General features: G+C 51.2%; 23 protein-coding genes and 1 pseudogene. 10 read left to right on the top strand and 14 right to left on the bottom strand.

The window, feature by feature from the left end:
- Positions 1–10: 10 nt before the first annotated feature.
- Genes AB4876_RS14425 through AB4876_RS14410 form a run of 4 tightly spaced genes read right to left on the bottom strand, consistent with a single transcriptional unit; the run spans position 11 to position 1578 of the window.
- A complete protein-coding gene (locus AB4876_RS14425; protein WP_368382480.1) occupies positions 11–343 on the bottom strand; it encodes a DUF3301 domain-containing protein in 333 nt (110 codons plus the stop codon).
- A 27-nt stretch (positions 344–370) separates the two neighbouring features.
- Complete coding sequence (locus tag AB4876_RS14420) at positions 371–682, bottom strand: hypothetical protein (RefSeq protein WP_368382479.1); 312 nt, start codon at positions 680–682, stop codon at positions 371–373.
- 11 nt (positions 683–693) lie between these two features.
- Complete coding sequence (locus AB4876_RS14415) at positions 694–1065, bottom strand: PH domain-containing protein (protein WP_368382478.1); 372 nt, start codon at positions 1063–1065, stop codon at positions 694–696.
- A 48-nt stretch (positions 1066–1113) separates the two neighbouring features.
- Complete coding sequence (locus AB4876_RS14410; RefSeq protein ID WP_368382477.1) at positions 1114–1578, bottom strand: acyl-CoA thioesterase; 465 nt, start codon at positions 1576–1578, stop codon at positions 1114–1116.
- A 305-nt stretch (positions 1579–1883) separates the two neighbouring features.
- On the opposite strand from AB4876_RS14410, the gene AB4876_RS14405 reads away from it, so the two are divergent.
- Complete coding sequence (locus tag AB4876_RS14405; RefSeq protein WP_368382476.1) at positions 1884–3233, top strand: hypothetical protein; 1350 nt, start codon at positions 1884–1886, stop codon at positions 3231–3233.
- Positions 3234–3276: 43 nt separating this feature from the next.
- On the opposite strand, the pseudogene AB4876_RS14400 reads toward AB4876_RS14405, so the two are convergent.
- Positions 3277–4124 (bottom strand): annotated as a pseudogene (locus AB4876_RS14400) (histone deacetylase family protein).
- Between the two features lie 417 nt (positions 4125–4541).
- Here AB4876_RS14400 and AB4876_RS14395 point away from each other — a divergent pair.
- The 3 genes from AB4876_RS14395 (at position 4542) to AB4876_RS14385 (ending at position 7027) form a co-directional block, all read left to right on the top strand.
- Positions 4542–5423 carry a peptidoglycan DD-metalloendopeptidase family protein gene (locus AB4876_RS14395; RefSeq protein WP_368382475.1) on the top strand — a complete coding sequence of 294 codons (882 nt, stop codon included), beginning with the start codon at positions 4542–4544 and terminating at the stop codon, positions 5421–5423.
- Positions 5381–5773 (top strand): bactofilin family protein, encoded by a 393-nt coding sequence (locus AB4876_RS14390; RefSeq protein WP_368382474.1) that lies wholly within the window; start codon positions 5381–5383, stop codon positions 5771–5773. The genes AB4876_RS14395 and AB4876_RS14390 overlap by 43 nt, the downstream gene beginning before the upstream one ends.
- Before the next feature lie 396 nt (positions 5774–6169).
- Entirely contained in the window at positions 6170–7027 is an 858-nt protein-coding gene (locus tag AB4876_RS14385) for a PA4780 family RIO1-like protein kinase (RefSeq protein WP_368382473.1), read from the top strand.
- A gap of 100 nt (positions 7028–7127) precedes the next feature.
- Here AB4876_RS14385 and norR read toward each other — a convergent pair whose 3' ends face one another.
- A complete protein-coding gene (gene norR / locus AB4876_RS14380) occupies positions 7128–8669 on the bottom strand; it encodes a nitric oxide reductase transcriptional regulator NorR (protein ID WP_368382472.1) in 1542 nt (513 codons plus the stop codon).
- A 186-nt stretch (positions 8670–8855) separates the two neighbouring features.
- On the opposite strand from norR, the gene hmpA reads away from it, so the two are divergent.
- Positions 8856–10040: an NO-inducible flavohemoprotein gene (gene hmpA / locus AB4876_RS14375; protein ID WP_368382471.1), complete on the top strand. Its 1185-nt coding sequence runs from the start codon at positions 8856–8858 to the stop codon at positions 10038–10040.
- Between the two features lie 109 nt (positions 10041–10149).
- On the opposite strand, the gene AB4876_RS14370 is transcribed toward hmpA, so the two are convergent.
- The 4 genes from AB4876_RS14370 to AB4876_RS14355 form a co-directional block, all read right to left on the bottom strand.
- Entirely contained in the window at positions 10150–11571 is a 1422-nt protein-coding gene (locus AB4876_RS14370; RefSeq protein WP_368382470.1) for an OmpP1/FadL family transporter, read from the bottom strand.
- Between the two features lie 329 nt (positions 11572–11900).
- Positions 11901–12611 (bottom strand): cyclic di-GMP-binding domain-containing protein, MshE-related, encoded by a 711-nt coding sequence (locus AB4876_RS14365; RefSeq protein ID WP_368382469.1) that lies wholly within the window; start codon positions 12609–12611, stop codon positions 11901–11903.
- A gap of 253 nt (positions 12612–12864) precedes the next feature.
- Positions 12865–15300 (bottom strand): TonB-dependent receptor, encoded by a 2436-nt coding sequence (locus AB4876_RS14360; RefSeq protein ID WP_368382468.1) that lies wholly within the window; start codon positions 15298–15300, stop codon positions 12865–12867.
- A 194-nt stretch (positions 15301–15494) separates the two neighbouring features.
- Positions 15495–16520: an AraC family transcriptional regulator gene (locus tag AB4876_RS14355; RefSeq protein ID WP_368382467.1), complete on the bottom strand. Its 1026-nt coding sequence runs from the start codon at positions 16518–16520 to the stop codon at positions 15495–15497.
- Between the two features lie 292 nt (positions 16521–16812).
- Between AB4876_RS14355 and AB4876_RS14350 the strand changes: the two genes are divergently transcribed.
- Both AB4876_RS14350 and AB4876_RS14345 read left to right on the top strand, forming a co-directional pair.
- Complete coding sequence (locus AB4876_RS14350) at positions 16813–17808, top strand: SMP-30/gluconolactonase/LRE family protein (protein WP_368382466.1); 996 nt, start codon at positions 16813–16815, stop codon at positions 17806–17808.
- A complete protein-coding gene (locus AB4876_RS14345) occupies positions 17795–19255 on the top strand; it encodes a flavin-containing monooxygenase (RefSeq protein WP_368382465.1) in 1461 nt (486 codons plus the stop codon). The genes AB4876_RS14350 and AB4876_RS14345 overlap by 14 nt, the downstream gene beginning before the upstream one ends.
- A 53-nt stretch (positions 19256–19308) precedes the next feature.
- On the opposite strand, the gene AB4876_RS14340 is transcribed toward AB4876_RS14345, so the two are convergent.
- From AB4876_RS14340 to AB4876_RS14330, 3 genes are all read right to left on the bottom strand, one after another.
- Entirely contained in the window at positions 19309–20313 is a 1005-nt protein-coding gene (locus AB4876_RS14340) for a DUF4382 domain-containing protein (RefSeq protein ID WP_368382464.1), read from the bottom strand.
- Positions 20314–20469: 156 nt separating this feature from the next.
- Complete coding sequence (gene fghA / locus AB4876_RS14335; RefSeq protein WP_368382463.1) at positions 20470–21306, bottom strand: S-formylglutathione hydrolase; 837 nt, start codon at positions 21304–21306, stop codon at positions 20470–20472.
- Between the two features lie 50 nt (positions 21307–21356).
- The gene (locus tag AB4876_RS14330; RefSeq protein WP_368382462.1) at positions 21357–22481 is read right to left on the bottom strand and encodes an S-(hydroxymethyl)glutathione dehydrogenase/class III alcohol dehydrogenase; all 1125 of its coding nucleotides are present in this window, start codon (positions 22479–22481) and stop codon (positions 21357–21359) included.
- Between the two features lie 118 nt (positions 22482–22599).
- On the opposite strand from AB4876_RS14330, the gene AB4876_RS14325 reads away from it, so the two are divergent.
- Together AB4876_RS14325 and AB4876_RS14320 are read left to right on the top strand one after the other, a co-directional pair.
- Entirely contained in the window at positions 22600–23487 is an 888-nt protein-coding gene (locus AB4876_RS14325) for a LysR substrate-binding domain-containing protein (RefSeq protein ID WP_368382461.1), read from the top strand.
- A gap of 144 nt (positions 23488–23631) precedes the next feature.
- Entirely contained in the window at positions 23632–23940 is a 309-nt protein-coding gene (locus AB4876_RS14320; protein WP_368382460.1) for a hypothetical protein, read from the top strand.
- A 67-nt stretch (positions 23941–24007) separates the two neighbouring features.
- Here the strand turns inward: AB4876_RS14320 and AB4876_RS14315 are convergent, their stop codons facing one another.
- Positions 24008–24499 carry an aminoacyl-tRNA deacylase gene (locus AB4876_RS14315; protein WP_368382459.1) on the bottom strand — a complete coding sequence of 164 codons (492 nt, stop codon included), beginning with the start codon at positions 24497–24499 and terminating at the stop codon, positions 24008–24010.
- Between the two features lie 336 nt (positions 24500–24835).
- Here AB4876_RS14315 and AB4876_RS14310 point away from each other — a divergent pair, with 336 nt between their 5' ends.
- Positions 24836–25057, top strand: a complete 222-nt coding sequence (locus tag AB4876_RS14310; protein ID WP_368382458.1) for a hypothetical protein — start codon at positions 24836–24838, stop codon at positions 25055–25057.
- Positions 25058–25092: the final 35 nt, after the last annotated feature.

Genomic DNA, 25092 nt, shown 5'->3' with positions numbered 1-25092 from the left:
GAGGGGCGGCCTAGTGAATTATGTCGTTAGGAAAACGGTGGGGTTCCAGCTCAAAGCCTTCAATGCGATTGCCGAGGGTAACGACTTGGCCTTTGTAACGCTCGTGACCGGTGGCGGTAAATTCAAATATATAGCGGCGCCAGAGTTTAATTTGGCCATTAGCGTCAGGCTTGCACCACACCGCACGCAGTGCGACATGGCCGTCTAATAGCTGTAGTTGCTGCTGGTCTAGGTGTTTTCGGGTGGCGCGCAGTGCGAGTTCGCGGGTGCCTTGGGCGCGCCAAAAATAAGCGAGCACGCCAAAAAAACAAAACGTTAGGGTGAGGTCGCCGAGGTCAAACATGGCGAAATTCCAGCGGGATTTTGCCCATTAAAAGATCCACGCAATTAGCAGCCACAACACCAAGAAAAAGCCGAAGAAGCCGCTGAGCATAAATTGCAGCTCGCCTAACAGACCGTCGCCGGCGGCCACAGCAAAGATCACAAGGGTGGCAACGGTGGTGAAAAACGCCACCACAGCGGCGTCTTTTAAACCCATGCCGGCGCTAAAGTGCTGGTCGATAAACGCGCCAAGCAGCGGTAGGAATAGCATGGTCGCGACGCCGAGCAGGGCAAGGATCACAATTGACGCTACTGCAATCTTGACGGCTTGGCGGTCGTCGCTGGGCATTTTATCGCTCATGCTTGGCGTCCTCAGGCTTGCGCAGCTTTGACCAGTTCGCGAAACACTTCTGGGCGGGGCATACCTGCGGCTTGAATTTCTGGGCTGTCGCCTGCGGTGTAAATAGACACGGTGCCAACTTTAAATAAGCGGTTAAAAAAGGATTGATTGATTTTTACAGTGCGAATACCGCTCACCGACAGTTCGGTGCGCTCCTTGCTCATTAAGCCCTTTTCCAATATGACTTCATTGCCGTTTATTTCTAATTTGGTGGACTTGCACCGCAAATACCAGACCATCAATATAAGAATGCCGATGGCAGCGGGAATAAGAATAACCGCTAGGATGAATCCTAAGGGATTATTCCGAAACATGGCGGGGTGTTCGGCGTATTGATTGGTCACCGTTGGGCTCTCTCTGTGATAAGGGGATGAAGTTTTGTCGATCTTATTCTACACGGAATGGCTGGTTTGTGTGGCAATCACCGCGTCGCCATAGCGGCTGTTAAATTCGGGCGGCATTCGGCGCGGTTTACCATTGCTCATGCGAATGCACACCAACTGCCAATTTCCGCGCAGTAAGCTTTTACCGTCGGCTTTGCGAAGCAATTGGAAGTGTCGCTCCATGGTGAGTTTGCCATCATTGCCGGTAAGCCAAGTCCCCATTACACATTCTTCGCCAGCGTAGGCTGACAGAATATAGTCGTAATCGGCGCGGCGAATCACCATTGCGGCGTCTAGGTCGCGATAATTGTCGAGATTGAGGCCCAGCGCGAGTGAATGCCCCCAGCCTGCTTGTTGGCACCAATCGACATAAACCGCGTTGTTAACATGGCCGATTCCGTCGATATGGCTGGCGTCAACGCTGAAATCTAAGGTGAACGGGCTGGGGTAGTCCCAGTCGTAGGCGTGGGCCATAAAATAAAAATTCCATGCAAAGCCGACATTATTCCCTAGTGGGCGTTAAAGCGCGATGTTGTTTTTACAAGATACGGCAAGGCCCTCGCTACCGGATATTTGCTCAGCTTGTGACGCTATTCGCGCTAATGGCGGGCTTCTCCTCGGTTATCCCTTACTTCATCTATTGCTCGTTTTTGATCTACTGCCAATAACACGCCCAAACGCTGTAATAAACACAAAACCCGCGGAAGGCTAAGGTAAATGGACGTGTTTTTAAGCGGATATCGATCATTTTAATTAAGCTAATTAACGGAGTATTTAGTATGAAGTTTTTATTTTCTAATAAAACCTTACTGGCAGTGGGCTTTGGTGCCAGTTTGGCGTTGACCGGCTGCGGTGGCGGCAGTGGTGGTGGCGGCAGTAAAGCGGGTGGTGCAACTCCGGCAGAGCAGCCGGTTACGTCGGGTTATTCCGAGGTCGACGGTCCCTTAGATGCAGTTCAGCAGCCTTTATCTGAACAGGTTATTACCCAGCTCGCCGGCGCGGCGGCTGGTACCCCGCTGGAAGGTGCGATAAATTGCGTTGGCGGCTTCATTGTTACTGACGTTCTCGATATTTTAGATTCCATTCTTGTGCAGGTAGATCCTGCGGCCTTAGCAGATCCCGCGGCGCTGCTGACCGATTCTGAGTCGGGCTTGCAGGCATCGGTGACGGAGTTGGCGACAGATCTTCCCGCGGCGCTGGCGTCGTTAACTGGTGCTAGCTGCACTGGCGGTAGTGCTGGTGAAAGCGGCAGTAATCCTTTAGCTGGTACCCCGTTGGCGCCACTCGGTGATGCTTTAGCACCGGTGATTGCGGCTGCGAATGGCGGCGGCAGCGGCGAGGCGCCATCAGCAGCGGCGCTGATGCAGCAATTGAGCACGGCGTTTAGTGAGGGTCTGGCGTCGGTTATTGCTCAGGATCCAAGCGGGCAGGTGGTTGACGCGCCGGTGCTTGGTGGCATGTTGGTGACCTTGAATGAAGCGTTTAGTAATTTGGCGACGACAACGGCAGCGCTGGAGTCGATGGATTCGGATGCTACGTCGGCGGCAGTGACGTCTACCTTAAGTAATGTGCTGAATAATTTATTGCTCGAGGTGGCGCCGATTGCGTTTATTGAGGAACAGGCTGACCAAGGCCCGATTGTTAGTAGTCAGGTTGAAACGGCGGTTGCTGCGTTAACGGCTTTGCTCGGCGGTGATCTTAGTGGCTTAACCGAAGGCGACTTTACTGAGTTGTTTGGTGCTGGCAGCGAAGAATTGCTTGCTCCGCTGAGCGGCACTCCACTTGCTGGTTTGCAGTCGGCCATCACTGAAGCGCTAGCTGGTGGCGGTGACAGCGGTACAACAGGTACGCCTCTGGATGCTGTGCTGGATCAATTGGCACCGATTCAAGAAGCTTTGTCGGCTCAAGGCGGTGACGGCTTGACGGGTACGCCCTTGGATATACTGTTGGGCCCAGTGGCGTCGGCAATGGCTGGCGGTGGCGCCTGTCCATTAGCAACGACACCGCTTGATGCAACTTGTGGTTTGGTGAGCGATTTGCAAGCTGCCTTAATATTAAACCCCAATGCTGACCCCTTGACCGTATTGCAAGGTTTGCTGGGCAGCTTCCTCGGTCAGCTGCAACTTTAAATTCACCGTAGCTGTGATCGCTAAGCGGCCTTCGGGCCGCTTTTTAGTTTAAGTGTGTAAATAGTTTAGCGGCCTCTTCAACCACAATCGCATGTCTTTCGGCTAAGGCCTGCTGATCGCGGTCATAGCCCCCACCAATCACGGTAGCCACGGGAATCCCCCGTGCTACGCACGTTTTTAATACCAGTTGGTCGCGCGCGCGAATGCCCTCAATGCTGATGTCGAGCAGGCCGAGGGGGTCGTTTTCATAGATATCGACGCCAGCGTCATAAAGTACCAAATCTGGCTGCGATAGCGCCAAGGCCTGCTCCAGACCGCTAGCTACTAGCGCTAAATATTCTTTGTCGCCACAAGCGACGCTCACTTCAATGTCGAGGTCACTGCGGGCCTTGCGCACGGGAAAGTTTTTATCGCAGTGGACGGAACAGGTAAACGCCGCCGTGTCGTTTTGTAAAATGCTCGCGGTACCGTCGCCCTGATGTACGTCACAGTCAAAAATCAGAATGCGTTGCACTTTTTTTGCGCCAACAGGGTGCGCGCAGTAACTGCAAGATCGTTAAAGATGCAAAAGCCTGAGGCAAATTCGTAATGGGCATGATGAGTGCCACCGGCAAGATGGCAGGCTATGCCGTGTTTTAGGGCCAGCTGGGCGGTGAGCAAGGTGCCGTTGGGTGAAATAAGGCTGCGTCGGACTAGGGCTTCGCTCCACGGGAGGCCCATGCGGCGGGCGGCACTGGGGCTAAGTTGATTATTGCAAAAGTCGTTGATATAGCGAGAGCAATGGGCGAGCGCCAAAATGTCGCTGCGCACCGAGCCTGGCCGTAAGGTGTTGCGCTCGGTGGCGATCCCTTTTGCACGCAAGTGGTTAAATAATAATGAGAATTTTTCCATGGGGAAGCGGTGGTGGGCATCGAAGGGATAGCTGTAAACGGGGTTGCTCACGAGGGGAATAAGTGCGCTCAACGGTGTTTTTCCTCGTTAATTCGATTTAGTGGTCTCGGTCGCTTGGGTGTTGGCGGCGCTCTTAAAGGTATATCTGGCTTGCCCTTGTAATGGTTTGAATTAGCGCACAATTTGCATCTAATGCGAACTAATAACATAATCGGCCCAGCTGTATTGACTTGGGCATGAATTGTGCCCGCAAACATTGTCGTCCGACAGGGCAGATCCGAGCTGTGGTAGCTTTATATGCAAAAGCTTAAAACGGTGTTTTTGGCATCCTGATACACGAGAAATTGAATGCGAGAGCACTACGGAATCACAATAACAAGTTATAGCGGTGCGAAGCACTATACCGTAACTCAATTAATGCGCCGATTTGTAGCAGGTATTGGTATTTTCTTGGCGACCTGCTTTTTAGGTGGCTTTTTGGCGATTTACTTTTTGTCTTATCAGCTCGGTAGCTTAAATAAGGAAGTAGGCGAGCTACAGGCCTACCAGGCGCTGATAAAGCAGAAAAATCAGAGCTTACTGAGCGAGCAGAAGCAATTGCAGGCCACGGTTGAAGAGAAAGTGGCTGCTTTGTCGGTGATGAGCGATGAGCTGGGTACGATCGAAACCATGATTGGTCTTAGTCCAGCGCCGGACGCTGCGCTGTATCAGCGTTTGGATACCGCCAGCCAAACTGCGTCAGAAAAGCGCTATATGCTCAGCACTATCCCCAGCGGTTATCCACTTTCAGATGCCTATGTTACTAGTCGCTTTGGCATGCGTAATCATCCGGTGCTAGGGCGTATGGCGCTGCACGGTGGTGCCGATTTACGTGCTGGTGTCGGCACGCCGGTTTATGCAACCGCCGATGGTGTGGTTGAGTGGGCGGGTATGAATGACAGCGGTTTTGGCCGTCTCGTTAAATTGAATCACAATTTTGGTTTTACTACCCTGTACGGTCATCTCAGCAAAGCTGCAGTGAGCATTGGTGATTACGTACGGCAGGGTGATTTATTGGGATATAGCGGTAATACAGGGATGTCTAGTGCGCCACACCTGCATTACGAGGTACGGCATTTACATCGGCGTTTGGCGCCAGGCCCGTTCATGGAGTGGTCTTGGGAAAATTACGACGTACTTTTTACTCGCGAGGAAAAAATCAAATGGGATTCTCTGGCAAAAACACTAAGAAAACAGACGGTAGCCCCAGAACGACGGTGGTCGCAGCTGGCACCACCCTTAACGGCGACGTCAAGCTAACGGATAACTTTCATCTCGATGGTGTGATGGAGGGTAAATTAAACTCCGACGGCGATGTGACTATTGGCAGCAGTGGTCGCTTTACTGGCGACGTAAGTGCTAAGCGGGTTTTGGTCAGTGGTATTCTCGATGGCAAGGTGGATGCGGATCGCTTAGAGATAGTCGCATCTGGTCAGGTGAGTGGCGAGATTAAAGTGCGCGAATTGGTAATTGAGTCGGGCGGTCAGTTCATTGGTGCCAGCCAAGTAAAGAAGCATGACGCCCCGCAGCTAAGATCAGTTGAGGAGTCGTCATCCACAATCTCAAACTCCGATGTCAGCAGCAGCGATTGGGAAAATAAAACCGCCTGATTGCGATTCTCTGAGGCGGGCGCTGGTGTAGCAGCGCTTGTCGGAAACCTTCCATATTTGCCCTGCGTAGCCAAGTGCCGAAATTTAAGGTCGTTTCTCGCGGTTATACGCCGTAAAATAGCTTGCTTCTGGGGGCGCGGCGTCAGTTGGCAGAGGCTGGGTCTAGGTTTGTGTGATTATTCCTTGGCAATAAGCCCGATTGTATTCAAACATGGGTAAATGGCAGGCGTATTGTCATTATCAGTGCCTTCGCTATGAAAACCCATTAAGCTTTAGCTGCACGAACTGAGTGCGTGGCGTTGGTCGCCTAATTCTGCTTGGCCATTTACAATGGCTGCACGGCGCTGACTCACAGCTATTTTCCAACGGTCTTTACCAAGACCTAAAAAGGGCGCAATGAAAACACCGAAACGTATCCAGCCGCTGATTGACGATGGCATTGTTGACGAAGTACTTAGGCCTTTAATGAGCGGCAAAGAGGCATCGGTTTATGTGGTGCGCTGTGGCGAAGAAATTCGCTGCGCTAAAGTCTATAAAGAGGCTGCTCAGCGCAGCTTTAAGCAGGCGGTGCTCTACCAAGAAGGCCGTAAAGTTCGCAATAGTCGCCGCGCACGCGCTATGGAGAAAGGCTCTAAGTTTGGTCGTAAACAGCAGGAAGATGCTTGGCACAACGCCGAAGTCGATGCCCTCTATCGTCTAGCTAAAGCTGGAGTGCGGGTGCCGCAGCCCTATGGTTGTTTTGATGGCGTGTTGCTCATGGAGCTGGTGACAGACGAGGAGGGTGGGGTAGCACCGCGCCTGAATGACGTGTCGATGCCCGCTGAGCAAGCCATAGAAGATCATGCGGTGGTTATGCACTACGTTAAGCTTATGCTTTGCGCGGGTCTGGTTCACGGCGATTTATCTGAATTTAATGTGCTGGTCGATGAATACGGCCCGGTAATTATCGATCTTCCTCAGGCAGTGGATGCTGCGGGCAATAATAACGCCCATAGTATGTTGGCGCGGGACGTGAACAATATGACTGAATACTACGGTCAATACGCCCCTGAGTTATTGCAAACCCGCTACGCCGATGAAATTTGGGCGCTGTATGAAGAGGGCGAGCTCAACGAAGACACCGAGTTAACGGGCCTATTTGAAGACAGCGGCGAAGCTGCCGACGTGGATGCGGTGTTAATGGAAATCAAAGCCGTGATGGCAGAAGAGGCCGAGCGCCGCGAGCGGATTCGCGAGGCCAATGAAGACGATTGAGTTTTGACGAGTAAGTCGGGCCTCGGGTTCGGCTGAGGTTTACGATTTACTCTGATGAATTGCCTGCATGAGTCCTTCGTGTGCACGACATCGGAATGCCTTAAATATTTAAGCGCTTTCTTAGTCTGTAAAAATTACTCCTATCCATACCTATATCCTTGGCGGCTTGCGCTTGGTTGCCATTATTACTGGCTAAAGATTGCGAAATGATTTGACGCTGAAAATCGTCGGTTGCTTGTTTTAAGTTCACGACTTCCGGCGCGGCGAGCGCATCGCTGACGCCGCTGCTAACGATCGGCGTACTGCTTGGGTTTAGGTTTAAGTCGGTGTTGCAAATGTGTAGCAAGGATGGCGTTGTTGGGTGGAGGCTTTTTGCCTTGAGCATGGCGCGGCTGATGGTGTGTTCTAGCTCGCGAATATTGCCAGGCCAGTCGTAACGCAGTAATTCGGTTTGGGCGCTGGGTTCTATGCGCACAGCTTGCAAGCCGAGACGTCGTCGTTGTTGCTCTACAAAAAAGCCGGCGAGCAGTAATACATCGCGCTGCCGCTCCCGCAGGGGGGGGACCTGAATGGGGTATACGCTAAGGCGATGGTAGAGGTCTGCCCGAAAGCGGCCCGCAGACACTTCTTCTTTTAAATTGCGATTGGTGGCGGCAATGATTCGCACATCCACTGATAGCGGCTGATCATTGCCAATGCGCTGAATCTCGCCACTTTGCAAAGCGCGCAATAACTTAGCTTGCGCCGCAATCGGAATTTCACCCACTTCATCTAGAAACAAGGTGCCGCCATTGGCCAGTTCAAACTTGCCTGCGCGGGAGTGGGTGGCGCCCGAGAAGGCACCTTTGACATGGCCGAACAACTCACTTTCTATTAAGTTTTCTGGTAGCGCTGCGCAGTTTACATAGACAAGCGCGGCGTCTGCACGATTCGAGTGTTGATGTATCTGCTGGGCAACTAGCTCTTTGCCGACGCCCGTTTCGCCACAAATGAGCACCGAAAGATCCGATTCGGCAACTACGCCAATTTCACGCCGCAAAACCTGCATGGCGTCGCTTTTGCCTACCATGGTTTGCCCGCTGCGTTCGGCCAATACCGCTTGCACTACTTGGTGCTCGTGCTGTAGGCGCGTCTCTAAACTGCGTATTAACTCTGCCGCTTTTACGGTGGCTTCGGCTAGCCGAATAAAGGCTTCGAGCTCCGTGGTGCGGGTATCGTCAAAAGTGCCGGTGGCCGCGGCATCAAGAGTGAGCACGCCCCAAGGTTTGCCGTCAATATGCAGTGCTACGCCCATGCAGTCATGTACGTGTAGGCCATCTCTGCCAACGTCGATTAAGCCGTCGTAAGGGTCAGGTAAGGGCGAGTCGGCATCAAAACGCACGGGATTGCGACTCAATAAAATAGCGGCTAGGCGAGGATGCTGGTCAATATCAAATTGCCGTCCGAGAGTGTCTTCGCTAAGCCCATTAATGGCGAGCGGAATAAGCTTGTTTTGCTCAAGCCGTAGCAGGGCGGTGGCATCGCAGGGAAACACTTGTTTTACCGCGCGCAGCAGGCGCTGGTAGCGTTCGCCTTCAGATAAGGGTTGCGATAGGTCAGAAACGATCGCGAGCAAAGACTGGGTAAATTGGCTGGTTGTCATATTAACCTCGTGTGTTGTCAAAAAAACAACCTATGCGGTGTGTCTAAGTGACAACGTTACGTTATTAGTTTTTTAAAATCAACAAGTTAGTTGTTGGTATGGTAATTGATAAGGTATGTGCAAGGTCGCTATTCTTAGAGAATGGATTAGGCCGCGCAAAGTCGAAAATTACCTGGAGAGCGCTCAATGTTGTCACAACACAGTAAAGATTTGGTTAAAGCCTCGCTACCTGCAGTCGGCCCCAAGGTTGATGAAATCACCGCGGTTTTTTATCCGCTGATGTTTAACCGCTACCCCGCGGTTAAAGCCTATTTCAATCAGGCCCACCAAGCTCAAGGTACCCAGCCCAGAGCGCTAGCCAATGCCGTTGTCGCCTACGCGAGTAATTTGGATCGGCTCGAGGTATTGGGTGATGCGGTGGCTTTAATCGTCCAAAAGCATGTGGCACTAAATATATTGCCGGAGCATTACCCCATTGTTGGCGAGTGTTTGTTGGCGGCCATTAAAGAAGTGTTGGGTGATGTGGCCAGCGACGAAATAATTGCCGCATGGGCAGAGGCCTATCAGCAGCTTGCAGACTTATTGATTGGTGCCGAAGAGCAAGTTTATCAGCACAATGAGCAGCGTAATGGTGGCTGGCGCGGAGAGCGTGAGTTTGTATTGGTGGATAAACAGAAAGAGAGCGATGTTATTACTTCCTTTTATTTCTCGCCTGTTGATGGCAAGGCCATATGCAGCTACTTGCCAGGGCAATACATTACTATTATCACCGACGTTAACGGCGCGGTGGTGCGCAGAAATTACAGCTTGTCTGATCAACCTGGTAACGACTATTATCGCATCAGCGTTAAGCGCGAGCCAAACGGTGTGGTCTCTAATGCGCTGCACGACAATCTTAATAAAGGCGATATTGTTAAGTTAACGCCACCTGCAGGCAGCTTTACGCTTAACAGCGAAGCGCGCCCTTTAGTATTGCTAACTGGCGGCGTGGGTATAACGCCTGCGATGAGTATGCTGAATCCGGCGCTTACGGCGGGGCGCGAAGTGCATTTTATTCACGCGGCAATGAATGGCAAGCATCACGCCTTTAAGCAGAAGGTCGATGAGCTGGCCGAAGGCAATGACAAGCTCAAGGTGAGTTACTGTTATGAAAAGCCAGAGGCCGGTGATAAGCCGCATTTTGAAGGTCAGATTAATCACGCGGTGTTAACTAATTTACTGCCGGTAGATCGCAATGTAGATGTATATTTGTTGGGGCCTAAGGGGTTTATGGTTGCTGCCTACAGCGCATTGAAAGATCTAGAGGTGCCGGTGGCTAATATTCAATATGAATTTTTTGGCCCCTTAGAAGCGTTGGACTCAGCGGCTTAAGGTAGGGGGCGCCCTAAACTTTAAATTTACTCGTTTCTTTGTAAGCGCTGTTTTGTTTTGATGCGCCTTGGTAAAGAGTGCAAATCTTAAAGTTGGGCGACGGCGCCACTTAAAGCATAAGCCGATATGAAATAACTGGGGTTATCTGGTGGTTCCGTCCTTTGATGGGCGGAATACTGCCGATATTGTTGCCTGGGTTGTGCACTGGCGGGGTCCACGCGTAGGTGCAGCCAAAGGTCAGCTCGTATTTTGATTGCCAAAGGTAGCTGGCATTGGCAACAAAGTGGTTTCTGGTTAGGGTTGGAAAGGTGCCGCTAAAGTTACGGTCTTTAACCAATTGTTGTACAGCGTGGGATACGCCGCTGCGGAAGGTCCAGCTATCGTTGGGTGACCATTCGGCGCCCAGCGTAAGCGAGGTGATATTATTGAAGCCCATTGGTAATAGCGCATTCAGTTCCTGCCCATCGAAAAGCCCGCCTTCGGCTCGATAAGAAAAGCGAGCATCGCCAAGCATTTTTTTCCAATAAGTTCTGCGCAAATCAGCGACCACGGCTAAGCTTGGTGTCGCTTGGTGAGACACGCCAACAACAAATGCCGCGGGCAATTGCATATCTTCAAACCGGCCTTGGCCATCTACAGGGATTTGATTATTTAAAATATCGACAGCCGTCAGCCGACCTTTACCCCTTAAGTCGGTTAACCGAGTTTCGAACTCATAGGCCAGAGCAACACTCGTTTGCGGGCTCATTTGCCATGAGGCGCCGACTCTGCCGCCAATTCCCCAGCCCGACAGTCCGCCGGCGATCGGATGATCATTAACGAAATTAAGATGCACACCGGCAAGCGTGGGAAGAGCGCCTACTATGGTGGCCAGTCCACCAGAGGCGCGGTCTTGTTGAACCAGCATTTTTACTTGTTTAGCGTCATAGAGTGTTGCGACATTAATGCCTAAATTAACAATATCCAAGGCCGCACCTAGGCGGACGGTCTCTGTTGGTTGCCAAGCGAATGCGATTGGGATTCGCAGCGCTGTTAAGCGCGCAGAAGTTTCAAGGCCAGTGGCAACATTGCCGGTACTGGTTGTAGACAGGAAGGAGTCGCGACCGTATTCAATGCCAAAGCCCGCGGCTGCGAAAAGACCCACGCCAAACGCCCAGTCGTCGCCGCGGTAGCTGTAGGCTACTTCTGGTAAATCGTAGGGGCCGCGATTATTTCCTAACTTCGCGGTGCGCACAATTTCATGAGTCTGTTCATTTCGAACATTAATGTCGGCTTGGATCTCAGACACTTGCACCATGAGCTCGTGGCCTGGCTCGTTAGAAAGTAGCTCAGCTGGATTTAATATTATGGCCGCCGCGCCGGTGCCATGCGCGACGCCGCCACCGGCAAATCCGCGCGAAACAGGGCCAAAGCCCTCTATTCTGCCCAACTCAACGGCGAGGCTCGCGCAACTGGCGGCAGCAAAAATGGAAAATGCAAGTAACCGTTTAGTGGCGGCATTGCGAATTGTGTTTTTTATTGAAAGATCCATACAGGCGGGGTGTGGCCTTTAACTAAAGAGAGTTGGCATTAGCGTAGCGGGTTTGTGCTAGTGCTGGGGTGCTGGTTTATTTTTCCAATACAAGGCTCACAGCTAGCGCTAGGATTGCGCGGAAGCTATTTTGTTAGCATGCGTATAATTTATGGATAAATCAGTATGCTGTCAAGCTATATGCCTAAATAGCGTGCTGCACAGTCTGGGCGTGACGCTATTAAATGTTTTGAAAATTGTAGTTTTGGGGCGAGGGAAGGCGTTCTGAGGCCGTTGCTATGCGGCCTTGATGTTGGGTGTTTTATAAGCGGTTAACGGGATTAGAGTAACTAAAACCGCTTAACAATGTTCAGGCCTTTTTGGCCAAGTTTAAGGGTGAGGGTGCCGTCGCGACTGCGACTCAATTCGCTTAGGTCGCGGTGCTTTATGTTTAGTCTGGGTAAATTGTCTGTGTTTTGCTGCCCCCATGCGTTTTTACTGTCGGGGGAGTTGGAGTGGATCAAGTTACCGCTTACAAATTTCTGCCAGAGGCTTTGCGGGTTTTCGTCTGCGGCGACATTACAGCTGCCGGTTATCATCCACGCGGCCACTGCGGCGGCACTTAATAATTTCTTCTGGAGTTGCAGCCAGCAGGCAAGGCGACCTGGGCTGAGCAGTTGCTGGTCAATTAGCACCTCGCCAAGGCGCCGGTGCTGGCTGCTATGCTCGGCTAATGCGTCATTGAGTTGTTGTTGAGTGATTTCACCGTGATCTAAAAGTAGCTGGCCCAAGCTAAGTTGTAATGACTTGGGCATCTCGCCGTTCGGTTGAATCGCATGGGCGTATTCTGTAAGGGTTTTCTGTAGATTGAGTACGGCCTTTTTTTCAATGCTGCTGAGTTCTTCGCGTTGTACTAATACTTCACCAAGTCGGCGGCGACTCCAGCGTTGGGTGCTCAGGGCTTGTTGCAAGGTGCCGGTTGTAATAAATCCGCCAGATACCAATAGCTGTCCTAGTGAAATAGGGTTGGGCTTGATACTGGCAAGTTTTGTAGGGGTCATCTTATTATTGCTCCTATCCCGGCTGTGTTGCGGAATGGATGGATTCAGAGTTCTATAGTGCCGAAATCGATGCTGGGCTTTCAATACGTAGATAGCGCAGCTTAGTCAGGGTGTTTGCTTGTGGGTGGGCGGGGAGGCTAAAGACGGGTCTACGTTTAACGTGGTTGGTGCTGTTGGGGGTTGTTAGTGCTGCACTTCCCTGCGCAGCACTGAATGAGCGGTGTTTTAGCGTCAGTGATATGACGTTAAAACCTTAGAAACGATAGGTTGCTTCTGCGCCAAAGGTGCGAGGTTGGCCGCCCAGGTAGTTGTCGTGACCAAAGCCAGCTTGCAGATTAATACCGTAAACATCGTACTCTTCATCGGCAAGGTTTTTACCCCAAACAGATACAGTATAGCTGTCATCCGATGCGTGCCAGCTTACTCGGCCATTGAATACCCAGTAGGCTTCTTGGCTGATTTGGCCGTAGCCATTGTCGTCGTTGTAAGCACTAAACCACTGGTCGTCTTGGAAGTTGGTATTGGCATTGATGCTTAGGTAGCCGGCTTCGGTAATTAGGGCGTCGTAGTCCAAGGAAATACTGTAGTTTAGCTTGGGCGCCAATATCAGCTCATTGCCGCTGAGGTCAACACGGTCGTCGGCATCGGCGATAGTCTCGGTATTGGCCAAGGTAAGTTCAGTGTACTCGGTTTCTAGATAACCAAGGCCAATTTGCAGGGTTAGCCGCTCGCCGAGTCGAGCCCACAGTTCGGCTTCAAAGCCTTGAATAGTTGAGCCGCCAGCGTTTTCTAGGAAGTTGGAGAAACCAACCACGTTAATAAACTGCTGATCGGTGTAGTCGTAGGAAAACAGTGCGGCGTTCAATCGCATGGTGTTGTCCAGAAGGTCGGCTTTAAAGCCTAGCTCGAGCGCCTCGATGTATTCTGGTGAGGCATAGGCGGTTTCTAGTGGTCGTGCTATGTAGTAAGCGCCGCCATTATAGCTGCCTGCGCGGTAGCCACGGCTGGCGCTGGCGTACACCATAAGGTCTTCATTTATGCGGTAATCGGCGCCTAGTTTGCCTGTCCATTCAGCTTCGCTGGCTTTTAATTTCGGTGCCGAATCCAGCGTGTAGGCGCCGTGGGTGTAGCCAGCGTTGGTGTACGTCAATAATGATGCCGGATCGTTTAGCAAATCAATAATTTGTGACTGCGACAGTGGCGCAGAAATATACGCGTCATCAACCCCTGTAGTATTTCCGGGAACATAGGTGCCGCGAGGGCTGCCATCGTAGCCAAGACGAGAAATGTTAAAGTAGGACAGGGTGCTGTCGTCTTTGGTGTAACGCAGACCAAGGTCCATACCAAAGCGCTCGGTTAAGTCAAAGCGCATTTGTGAATAAACGGCCGCACTGGTTTTTTGAGTTTCCAAGCGCTGATCGAGTATGCCGAAGTCCAGTAGGAAAGGGTACTGCTGTGCGGTGTCTGGTTTTGCAAATCCAACGCGCACGTCCGGTGGCGTTTCAAAGACGCTATATAGATTATTCATATACTGGTCTTCGGCACCGTAGTAGACGCCGGCAATAATGTTAAACATGCCGTCGAACTCAGATGAGAAGCGCAGATCCTGGCTGTAGCCGATGGCGTCTGACGACCACGTGATGGTTAGCATATCGTCGGGTGAGCCGTCTGTGTCGGCTTTTTGGTAATAGTCTGCGTCGTAGTAAGACGACACCGAGGTGATGGTGAAATTGTCACCAGCAAAGCTTAGCGTTAGCCCGCCAATACTGGTATTCGTGATCAGCGCGCCAACCTGGTTAGCTTCGGTTTCATTGAAGTCTAAGTTGCGTGATTCGCGAGAATAACCGGTATAGTCCGAATGGGGCGAGTTGATAAGATCGGTACGACCTTCGTTTCTGGCAGGGGTGCTAAGAGCGTCGTTGCCAGAAACGGTGTATTTGAACACTGCGTCCCAAGTATCGTTAGGTGCAAAGTGCAGGGCGAGTCTGCCACCTTGGAAGTCTGTTTGGGCACCATTTTCATCTCTGCCGACAATTTCCGCGTAGCCGTCGTCACGCTTAAAGCTGACTGCGCCGCGCACTGCGAGAATGTCATCAATGACGATGGTTTCTGCACCAGCTTCGGCGACTGTGGCATTGTAGCTGCCGACCCCGAGTTTAATGAAGTTGCTAGGCTCATCACTGAACTGTGGTGTCCGAGTAATGATGTTGATAGCACCACCGGTGGTGTTTTTACCATAGAGCGTGCCCTGGGGGCCGCGCAGTACTTCTAAACGCTCGATATCAAAAAAGTTGGCGCCGTGACTGTAAACGGGGGCGAGGTAGGTTTCGTCAACGTAGACGCCAATGGGGCTGGCTTGGTTGGAACTGTAGTCGGACATGCTCACGCCGCGAATCGAAAAAATGGGCTGAATGTCGCCGTAGGGGCCGCTGACCTGCATGTTAGGTACTTGAGCGGCGATGTCGCTGGCGTTTTCAAAGCCGTATTTGTCCAGCTGGGTGTCGGTCATGCCGGTGACGGCTACGGGTATATCTTGGGTGCTCTGGCTCCGCTTTTGGGCGGTAACGAGGACCTCCTCGAGCATGGCGGCCGCGCTGACGGCGTTAGCGCTGGTGGCAATGGCTATGTAGAGACTGCTGCGCAATAGTGTTTTCCCATTGAGCATTGGCAAAATAGAGCGTTTTGGCATGGCTAAAATCCTTCCAGATTAATGCAGAGATATTTTTGTTTTTGTGTTTGATATTTGAAGATGCACAATGCCGAAGTTTACAGTGAATATATTAGCATTTGACGACATAATATTGGCATTTGATGACAGGTGCGGCTGGCAATAATGACAGTCGATGGAGCCCCCTTGGCAGGACTTACCTCCTATAGCCTAGTTTAATTTGCTGGGATTTCCTTGTTTTGAAAGGACTTTCTGTAGTTATTTGGGGTTACGCCGAACCAGCGTTTTACCGCCCGATTAAACGAGCTTTGTTCCTGGTAGCCCAGTAAACCTGCAATTTGCGCCATAGGCATACGCTGTTCGGCCAATAAGTTCTGCGCCTCGGTGCGGCGTATTTCATCGAGAATTTGCTCAAAGATGTGGCCCTCGTCTTTGAGCCTGCGCTGCAGGGTGCGCGGGTGCATGGACATTTCGCTGGCGATGTTTTTGATGTTACAGCGTTGCGCAGGCATTAAGCGGTTGACAATAAATCGAGTTTGTTCGACCAAGGTGACTGGGTTGGCGCGATTTTTCTTAATGACATAGTTGGCCATCATCTCGCGCTGGAAGGTATTGGCGGTGCGAATGGGTAAATTGATTTGTTCGGGGGTTAAGACCAGTGCATTTGTTTCTTGGCCGAATAAAACTGGGCAGCCAAAGTGACGGCGGTAGTGCTTGATGTCGAGTTCACGGGTGTGTCGGAATAATACCACATCGGGTTTGTAGCGGTATTCAGTGAGCAGTCCGTGCACATTGGCGGCTAAGCCCATTGCCAGCTCTATGGTTTGGCGTCGATAGGGCAACTCTGGCACATTGATTTCAATTACGAGACGGGGGAAGCTGGGGGCGGTTTTGTCGTCAAGCGAGAGTTTTAGGGCGGGGCTATGGTAGGAAATATACCGAGCAATGCAGACCATGGCATCGGCCACGGTGTTGGAAGCCTTGGCCATAATGGCTATTGGCCCCAAGGTTTCCAGATTTTGTTTTTTAGATAATAGTAAACCGAAGTTGGGGCAATTTAATTCTACGGCTGAGGTTTCTAATATTTGCATCAGCTGGTGGTAAAAAATTAAGTAATCGAAATCACCTAAGCGTTGTGGATCTAGGTTTAATTGCTCTATGAAGCGGATCGGGTCTGCGCCCAGTTCGCGAACTAGCTCCTGATAGCCACTGAGGGAGGACGAGCGAATAACGGGGCGCATGGTCTGGGTCCTTGCTTGAAAACAATTTTGTCGTCAAATGCTAAATTTAGCATAGCGCTATTGCGCTGGCGCCGCCAGTTCTTTGCGCTAACCTTAAACGCCAGCCGTGGCAGAGAATGCTGCTGCGGTATATGGGCAATTAATAATGATAAGAGGATGTGTAATGGGACGCTTTTTCCGAGCAAGCGCTATTGTAGTTTTACTAATAGTCATTGGGTGCCTAGCGCTACATGCCCGTTCGCCTATTCAGCCGGTGGCGTTTAACGCTCCTGCCAATGAGGGGTTGAGTGGTGTGTTCGCGGAGAATGAGCGTTTAGCCGCGGCATTCATACACTTGCTAAATATCGGCACAGGCCCAGAGGATATCGTAAGAGGTCCTGATGGTCGTTTTTATACCGGTTATCAAGATGGTCGTATTGTACGTTTTGCCGTGGATGATGGTCGCTTGGTGGAGGGCAGTGCGCAGGAGTTTGTTAATACCGGCGGTCGCCCCTTGGGCATGCAATTTGATGGCGTAGGAAATTTGATTGTGGCAGATGCTTTTAAGGGCTTGCTGTCGGTATCACCCACGGGGGAGGTAAGCACATTGGTCGCCTATACCGATGATCCGTCGTTACGTTTTATTGATGACGTGGATGTGGCTAAGGATGGCATTATTTGGTTTAGCGATGCCTCAGGCCGCTTTGGTTTGCACGACTATATTTACGATTTAATTGAGGCCAGCGCTACAGGACGTTTACTGAGTTATTCGCCAGCGACCAGTCAAACTAAAGTGCATTTGCGAGATTTGTATTTCGCGAACGGTGTTGCGCTCGGCCCTGAAGATCAATATGTATTGGTCAATGAAACGGGCGCATCGAGAGTGACACGATTGTGGCTGAAGGGGGCGAAGGCCGGATCAAGCGATACCTTTATAGACGGTTTACCTGGTATGCCGGATAACATTAGTTTTAATGGCCTTGATACTTTTTGGCTGGCGATGCCCGCCGTACGCAACAGGGCAATTGATGCTTTAGCGGATCATCCTTTTGTAAGGAAGCTTTTGGGTGGCCTACCTGCCGAGTTACTTGTGCCCGCGGATCACTATGGTTTTGTTGTCGGTTTAAGCTTGGATGGCAGCGTTAAATTCAATTTTCAGTCTGCGAGTGGAAGTTATCATACGGTGACCAGCGCAAATGAGTACGACGGCCATGTTTGGCTGGGCAGCTTAGCAATGCCTTCGGTGGCGGTGCTACCTTTGCAGGATCTAAAGTACAACAAGCTGGGGATTGGCAGTGGCAGAGATTAATGCGCGAAAAATCATCATTATTGGTGCCGGATTCTCGGGTATGGGTCTCGCTATCCATTTGCAAAAAGCAGGGATCAGTGATTTTGCTATTTTGGAAAAAGCCGACGAGGTTGGTGGTACTTGGCGAGAGAATCACTATCCGGGCGCGGAGTGCGATATTGCCTCGGCGCTGTATAGCTACTCCTTTGAACACAATGCTGACTGGCAGTATAAATGGGCTGAACAGCGGCAGATATTTGATTATTTAAAGGGCACCGCCAAAAAATACGGCTTGTATGCGCATATTCATTTTGGCGTGGAGCTTGGCAGCGCGCAATATGATGAGGCGGCGCAGTGCTGGCATTTGCGCAGCGCTAACGGTGATGAGTGGCAGTGCCAGTTTTTAGTTACTGCGGTAGGGCAGTTACATCATCCATTTACGCCGCGACTGCCGGGGCAAGTTAGCTTCGTGGGGCCGCAGTTTCATTCGGCGGCGTGGGATAGCAGCGTTGAACTCGCAGGCAAGCGTGTGGTGGTGATTGGCAATGCCGCCAGCGCGCTGCAGTTTATTCCGAAAATTGCGCCGCAAGTGGCGAAGCTCACGGTTTTTCAGCGCAGTGCGAACTGGGTTATTCCCAAACTCGACAGGCCCTATAAAGCTTGGGAGCAGTGGCTGTCGGCGCGTATCCCCCTTGTGGCTCGCTACTATCGATTTAGTATTTGGTTGCGCAATGAGCTGCTGATTTATCCAATAATGCAGGGCCGAAGCTTGCATCGGCGCATTGCTCTGTGGATGCATCGTCGTTATATAAAAAAATATATTTGTGATCCCGTATTACGGGCCAAGTTAACCCCCGACTACCCGATGGGCGCCAAGCGTATACTCGTGTCTGATGACTATTATGCGGCGATGGCGAGAGCAAATGTTGAGCTGGATGTAGACGGTATTGCGCGCTTATCTGAATGCGGTGTGGTAACCGCAGATGGCCGAGAAATTCCCGCCGACGTCATCATTTATGGCACAGGATTTAAAACTAATCCGTTTTTGGCGCCAATGACGATCGTGGGTAAGGATGGCCTGAGTCTGCGCGAGGCATGGGGTAGCGGTGCTCAGGCATATTTGGGAATGATGACTGCTGGTTTCCCAAATTTATTTATGATGTATGGCCCCAATACCAATTTAGGCCACAACTCGATTGTGATTATGTCGGAGGCTCAAGCGCGCTATATCACAGACTGTATTCAGGTTTTAGATAGGGATGGGCGTCGTTCGATTGAGGTGAAAACTGAGGCAGAGCAACAATACAATGCCGAGCTTCAGCAGCGTTTGGCCAATATGGCATGGAATACGATTAACGCAAGTTGGTATAAAGATGGCGATAAAATCACCAATAACTGGCCGGGCTCGACGTATGAGTATATTCGCCGCACGCGGCGGGTGTGTTGGGATCAATATTTAGCAAAGTGATGGTCAGCAGTTTGCCGATTACAACGCGTCCCTGCGTTGTAATGTGGCGGTGCTTATAGTGGTTGTGTAAAGCTCAGCTCGGAGGTCTGATTGGCGGTGACTACCACTGGCAATACCTCAATAAAGTTAATGTCGTCGTCTGAGGCTGCGTCGTCTAAGCTCGACTGACAGGTGAGTGCTAGGCTATAGCCGGCCTCGGTAGCGCGCACAAAGCCAATTTCAAAGGTGTAAACGCTACTGTCATTCATGCTGACTTCAGCGCTGCTAATGGGGCGCTGGCCGCTCACGTCGTCGCTCACTTCATCTATATCCGCATTAATATTGGGGTCGTAGATATCGTCCGGTACTTGTGAGTTTGCGTTTAAATCTCCTTCGTAGAGGTACACGCTGATACCGGTGGGGCCGCAGGCATTGCTGGCGATCACGGTGTTGTCTACGGTGCCGCTAATAGTGCCAACTTCGACATTGTTCACTAAGCGCATCGCCGGCCGCAGTAGATAGTGGTCTGAGTTAGCGGGTTTGGTTAGGCCTTTGCGAAGTACAAAGTCGATGGTGAAATCGGCGTTGCCACCGGTGGGAACGGTAAAGCCGGTATTCAGTTTTAATGAGCGCGGCGTGCCATTGTTATTGGCATTGCCATTTTGCTGGCCGGGTATAAAGAGGTCGGTTTCGTTACCGAGCTTGGGCAGCACAGTAGAATCGGGGAAACCACCGGTCACAAAAATACGCAGCCATTGGTAGTCGCCAGCGGGTACTACAGCGTCAGAAATAATCGGGCTGGCGGCATTGCCGGTGAGGTCGAGAAGGTTGTCGATGACCACGGGCTCATCAAAGGTCAGGCTGACAATGTCGCCATTGGCGGGTTTGAGGTCGATGCGGCTGAAGGTGATTTTTACGGCGTCAATGTCATCAACAGGTGCGTCGGTGACGGAAAATGACGCGGTAGATGATTTGGCTGAGCCGTTGCTGCTGGAGCCGCCACAGGCGGTTAATAACGACAGACCCAGGCCGGCGATAAGTGAATAGCCGGCAATTCGGCCTAGTTTATTGTTCATCATGCATTACTCCACGCGATTAAGGGCGAGCGCCGCTGATTCTGCTTGAGCAGGAAACACGGTGTTCGTAGGGGCGTTGTGAATGAACTTCTTTGACTCGAAATGGCAGGCTTGGTTCCTTGGCGTTCTAACGCCAAGGAATTAGCTAGCGTTTTAGGGTTAGCGTAAATACTTGGCGTGGAAACGCAGGTGTGACTCTATAAAACTGGCGATAAAATAATAACTGTGGTCATAGCCGTCGTGGTAATTGAGTTGCAGTGGGTAGTTTTTAGCCCTGGCTGCGGCTTCTAATAGTTGCGGCTTGAGCTGCTCAATTAGAAATTGATCATCGTTGCCTTGATCGACAAGTGCGGGTACAAACCGAGTTGCGTTGTTAATGAGTTCGCAGCTGTCGTAGGCCTTCCAATCTGCTTGTTCAGCGCCCAAATACGCCGTAAACGCTTTTTGTCCCCAAGGGCAGTTTACCGGTGAGCTAATTGGACTGAAGGCCGATACCGAGCTGTAGCGCTCGGGGTTTTTTAAGGCGATAGTCAGTGCGCCGTGGCCGCCCATGGAATGGCCGGAAATGGCACGCTGCTCAGATATGGGGAAGTGTTGCTCGATAATTTCCGGCAGCTCTTTAACGATATAGTCGTACATATGGAAATGGCGATTCCACGGCGCTTGGCTGGCGTTAACATAAAAGCCTGCGCCTTGGCCTAGGTCGTAGCTGTCGTCGTTAGCGACGTCGTCGCCGCGAGGGCTGGTGTCGGGGGCGATAATGGCGATGCCAAGTTCAGCGGCAACACGCTGTATACCGCTTTTTTGCATCACGTTTTCGTCGGTGCAGGTTAGTCCCGATAGCCAGTACAGTGCCGGTACTTTTACGCCGGTATTGATTTGGGGGGGCAAAAAAACGGCAAAACGCATCTCGCAGTTGAGGGTGCTAGAGCGGTGGCGATACTGCTTATGCCAGCCGCCAAAGCATTTGTTGTTGCTAATGTTTTCTATGCTCATTTGCGATTCGCGCCGCTTTTCAGCGGCGCGTCCTTGTGGGGGCTGGAGGACTAGTAGTGAATAACTGAGCGAATACTCTTGCCCTCATGCATTAACTCAAAGGCTTCGTTAATGTCTTCGAGTGGCATGGTGTGGGTGATGAAATCGCTGAGCTTAAATTCGCCAGCTAAATAGCGTTCTACGTAGTCTGGTAGTTCGGTGCGGCCGCGTACGCCACCAAAGGCGGTGCCGCGCCAGACTCGTCCCGTTACTAGTTGGAAGGGGCGGGTTGAAATTTCCTGGCCAGCGCCGGCTACGCCAATAATAATCGACTCGCCCCAGCCCTTGTGGCAGCACTCTAAAGCCGAGCGCATGGTGTTAACGTTGCCAATGCACTCAAAAGAGAAATCAACGCCGCCGTCGGTCAGTTCAACTATCACCTCTTGAATCGGCTTGTCGAAGTTCTTCGGGTTGATGCAATCGGTGGCGCCGAGCTTGCGGGCCAGTTCAAATTTACTCTCGTTAACGTCGATGGCAATGATGCGGCTGGCTTTGGCCATCACCGCGCCGATCACGGCCGACAGGCCAATGCCGCCCAAACCAAAAATAGCAACGGTGTCGCCCTCTTTTACCTTGGCGGTATTCATCACAGCGCCCATGCCGGTGGTGACGCCGCAGCCAAGCAAACAAACTTCTTCTAGAGGCGCGGCAGGATTCACTTTGGCGAGGGAGATTTCGGGCAGCACGGTGTATTCAGAGAAGGTTGAGCAACCCATGTAGTGGAAAATCGGTTGGCCGTCTTTGTAGAACCGAGTGGTGCCGTCGGGCATCAGGCCTTTACCTTGGGTTTCACGAATTTTCTGGCAAAGATTGGTCTTGCCCGATTTACAAAATTTGCACTCGCGGCATTCGGGGGTGTACAGAGGAATTACGTGGTCGCCGACTTTTACGCTGGTGACGCCTTCACCGACTTGTTCAACAATACCACCGCCTTCGTGGCCGAGAATGGAGGGGAATATGCCCTCGGGGTCGTCGCCAGAGAGGGTGAAGGCGTCAGTGTGGCAAACACCAGTGGCGACGATTTTAATCAATACCTCGCCCGCCTTGGGGAGCATTACATCGACTTCTTCGATTTTAAGTGGCTGACCGGGACCCCAAGCAATAGCGGCTTTGGATTTAATAAATTGCTCAGACATGGCGATCTCTCTGTGGTGGCTGCGGTATAGCTGGTGTGATTTTAATGCCTACATTGTAATTGTTTCTCGATTGATGATAATGGCCTTAAATACAAAACACTTTTACGAGAATGTAATAATGAATCAGTGGCAGGGCCTTGCTGAATTTGTTGCCGTAGCCGAAACCGGCAGTTTTACTGCGGCGGCTGGGCGTTTGGCGGTATCAGTGGCGCAGGTCAGCCGGCAAGTCAGCGGCTTGGAAGACCGCCTAGGCGCCAAGTTGTTTTACCGCACCACCCGCAAAGTGGTTATGACGGAGAATGGCGGTGTTTACTACCAACACTGCCGGAGCTTGATGGATGGCTTGGCAGAGGCTGAACGGGCTATTTTAGATTTACAGGCTACACCGCGCGGTAAAATTAAAATGACCGCGCCGATTACCTACGGCGAAGAGAGCGTAATGCCGCTAGTAAATGATTTTGTGTTGCAGTATCCGCAACTGGAGTTGCATTGCCAGCTTAGCAACCAGCTCGACGATCTGGTGACCCAAGGCTACGACTTGGCGATTCGAATCGGCACGTTGAGCGATTCGGCGATGATGGCAAAAAAACTGGCATCGCGAACCCGCTATGTTTGTGCTGCGCCGAGTTATTTGAACCGCTATGGCATTGCTCACTCATTGGCTGAATTAGAACAGCACAATTGCTTGGTTGGCGGCTCCGACATCTGGCGATTTCAGGAGGCGGGCAAGTCGCGGAATATCCGCGTGTCGGGCAATATCCACTGCAATAGCGGTCATGCGCTTGTTGATGCCGCGTTAAAAGGGGTAGGGCTAATTCAGTTGCCCGATTATTATGTGCAGGCCCACCTTAATGAAGGCAGTTTGATCAGTTTACTAGACCATTTTCGTGAGCCCGAAGAGGGTATCTGGGCACTGTTTCCGCATAGCCGCAATTTATCGCCGAAGATAAAACTCTTGGTCGAGTTTTTGGCTGCGGGCTTAGGAGCGGCGAGCCACAATAATTAAGGCACCTAGCCTAGCGTTTCCAAAAGTGTGAAGCCTCTCACGTTGCCAGTGCTGGTGGTGCACGCTCATTGCCCCCTATTTGACATTTTGTGCTAACTTACTGTTTTTATATGGTTTTGAAGCGCTAAAGCTTGCGAGGGGAATATGTTTACTATTAATGCGAAAGGAATTTGTTCGAGCGCTGTGTTTATAGTTGCGCTGGCGGGGAGCGGTGCCCTGTCGGCGCAAAGCCTACCGGTGGTCAGTGATTTTTTAGCCAGTACGAATGGCCTGCTTGATGTCGGCTTGGTGCTTGGCGGTGACATGCTCAGCGGCAGTTTGCTCGATGATACCTTGAATATTCCCAACGCAGGGCTGGTGTTAAGCGGAGATTTAATTGATAGCGTGGGCTCGTCTGCGCTGAGCGTGCCCACCAGTGCGCCCTCAACTAGCGACGCTGCGCCAACGCAGTGATGATCGCAAATTAACGTTGCCCCTGTGGATGCAGGAGCTAAGCTAGGCAGGTAGGGTAGACACTAGCTTAGTGAATCATCCAACTGAGGTGGTCGTCTTCTGGGCAGCTCATTTGGAAGTGATCTTGGCCACCCATCAGCTCTAAAAAAGCGCCGTGATTGAGATGGATTAAGTGCTCGTGATCGCCGCTCTCAATATAGATGTCTTGGGTGTCATTCAATTCTTCGTCCCAGCTAACCGGCATACCGTAAACCTGGCCTAGTGCAGGTACCGCACCGACTTCGCAGTCATCGAAGAGCGATGCTAATTCCTCCTCGGTCGCCAGTCGGTAGTGGCTATGCATATGAGTATTAACTCGGTCTAGCATAAGGCGGTGGTGAGCGGGTATGACGCACATTCGATAGCGATCTTCATCGCATACAATTATAGCCTTGGCGATTTTTTCTAGGGGCAGCTGAGCTGCTGCAGCGGATTGCTTGCTGTTGCGAGTGTGGGCGTGGCTGACTAAGTCGAAATGAACGCCAACTTTACATAGGTGAGCTGCAATTCTGGGTGACATGGCCATATTCTTACCCTCCGGCATTGCCAGATTGGTCGAATTCGGAACTACTTATTGGAATATAGTTTGCGTGTTGAATCTTGTCTAAGACGGGATGCTTGTTAAGGCGGGGTTTAATAAAGTCTATAAGTATAAGCATTTTAGAGTGTGCAATTAAGTAATACATTGCACTCACGAGGAGAGCTTCCTTTTACTTATGTCTACGTTTCTCTGAAATTGTCATATTAACGTCATTAGCATGTAACATTTTTACACGATAATTCCTCCTCTGGCTGCGGTGTTTTGGCCACTTTTATTTTCTATCTTGATATTGATCTGCAAAAAGGCGGAGTGTGTATGTTATCTAATCGTGTTGGTGTTAAATCTATTCAAATTGTGGCCTGTTCCTTGGCTGCTGTCTTTTTGTTGCCGCTGGGTGTATTTGCCGATGAGCCTACGCAATTAATTGAAGAGGTGACCGTTGTTGGTGCCGTGCGCTCAAGCGCTACTATTGTTATTGCCGACATTGATGTGGCTGGCGATGAAAGCTTGCAAGAGATGCCTGTCGCTTACGAGTAATGTGTTAAGTATTTTGTGTGATCTTTAAAAAGCCG

Source organism: Zhongshania guokunii, from assembly GCF_040892635.1.
Classification (GTDB): Bacteria; Pseudomonadota; Gammaproteobacteria; order Pseudomonadales; family Spongiibacteraceae; genus Spongiibacter; species Spongiibacter guokunii.
The sequence above is the reverse complement of the archived record's forward strand: the minus strand, read 5'-3'. Positions and strand labels throughout refer to the sequence as shown.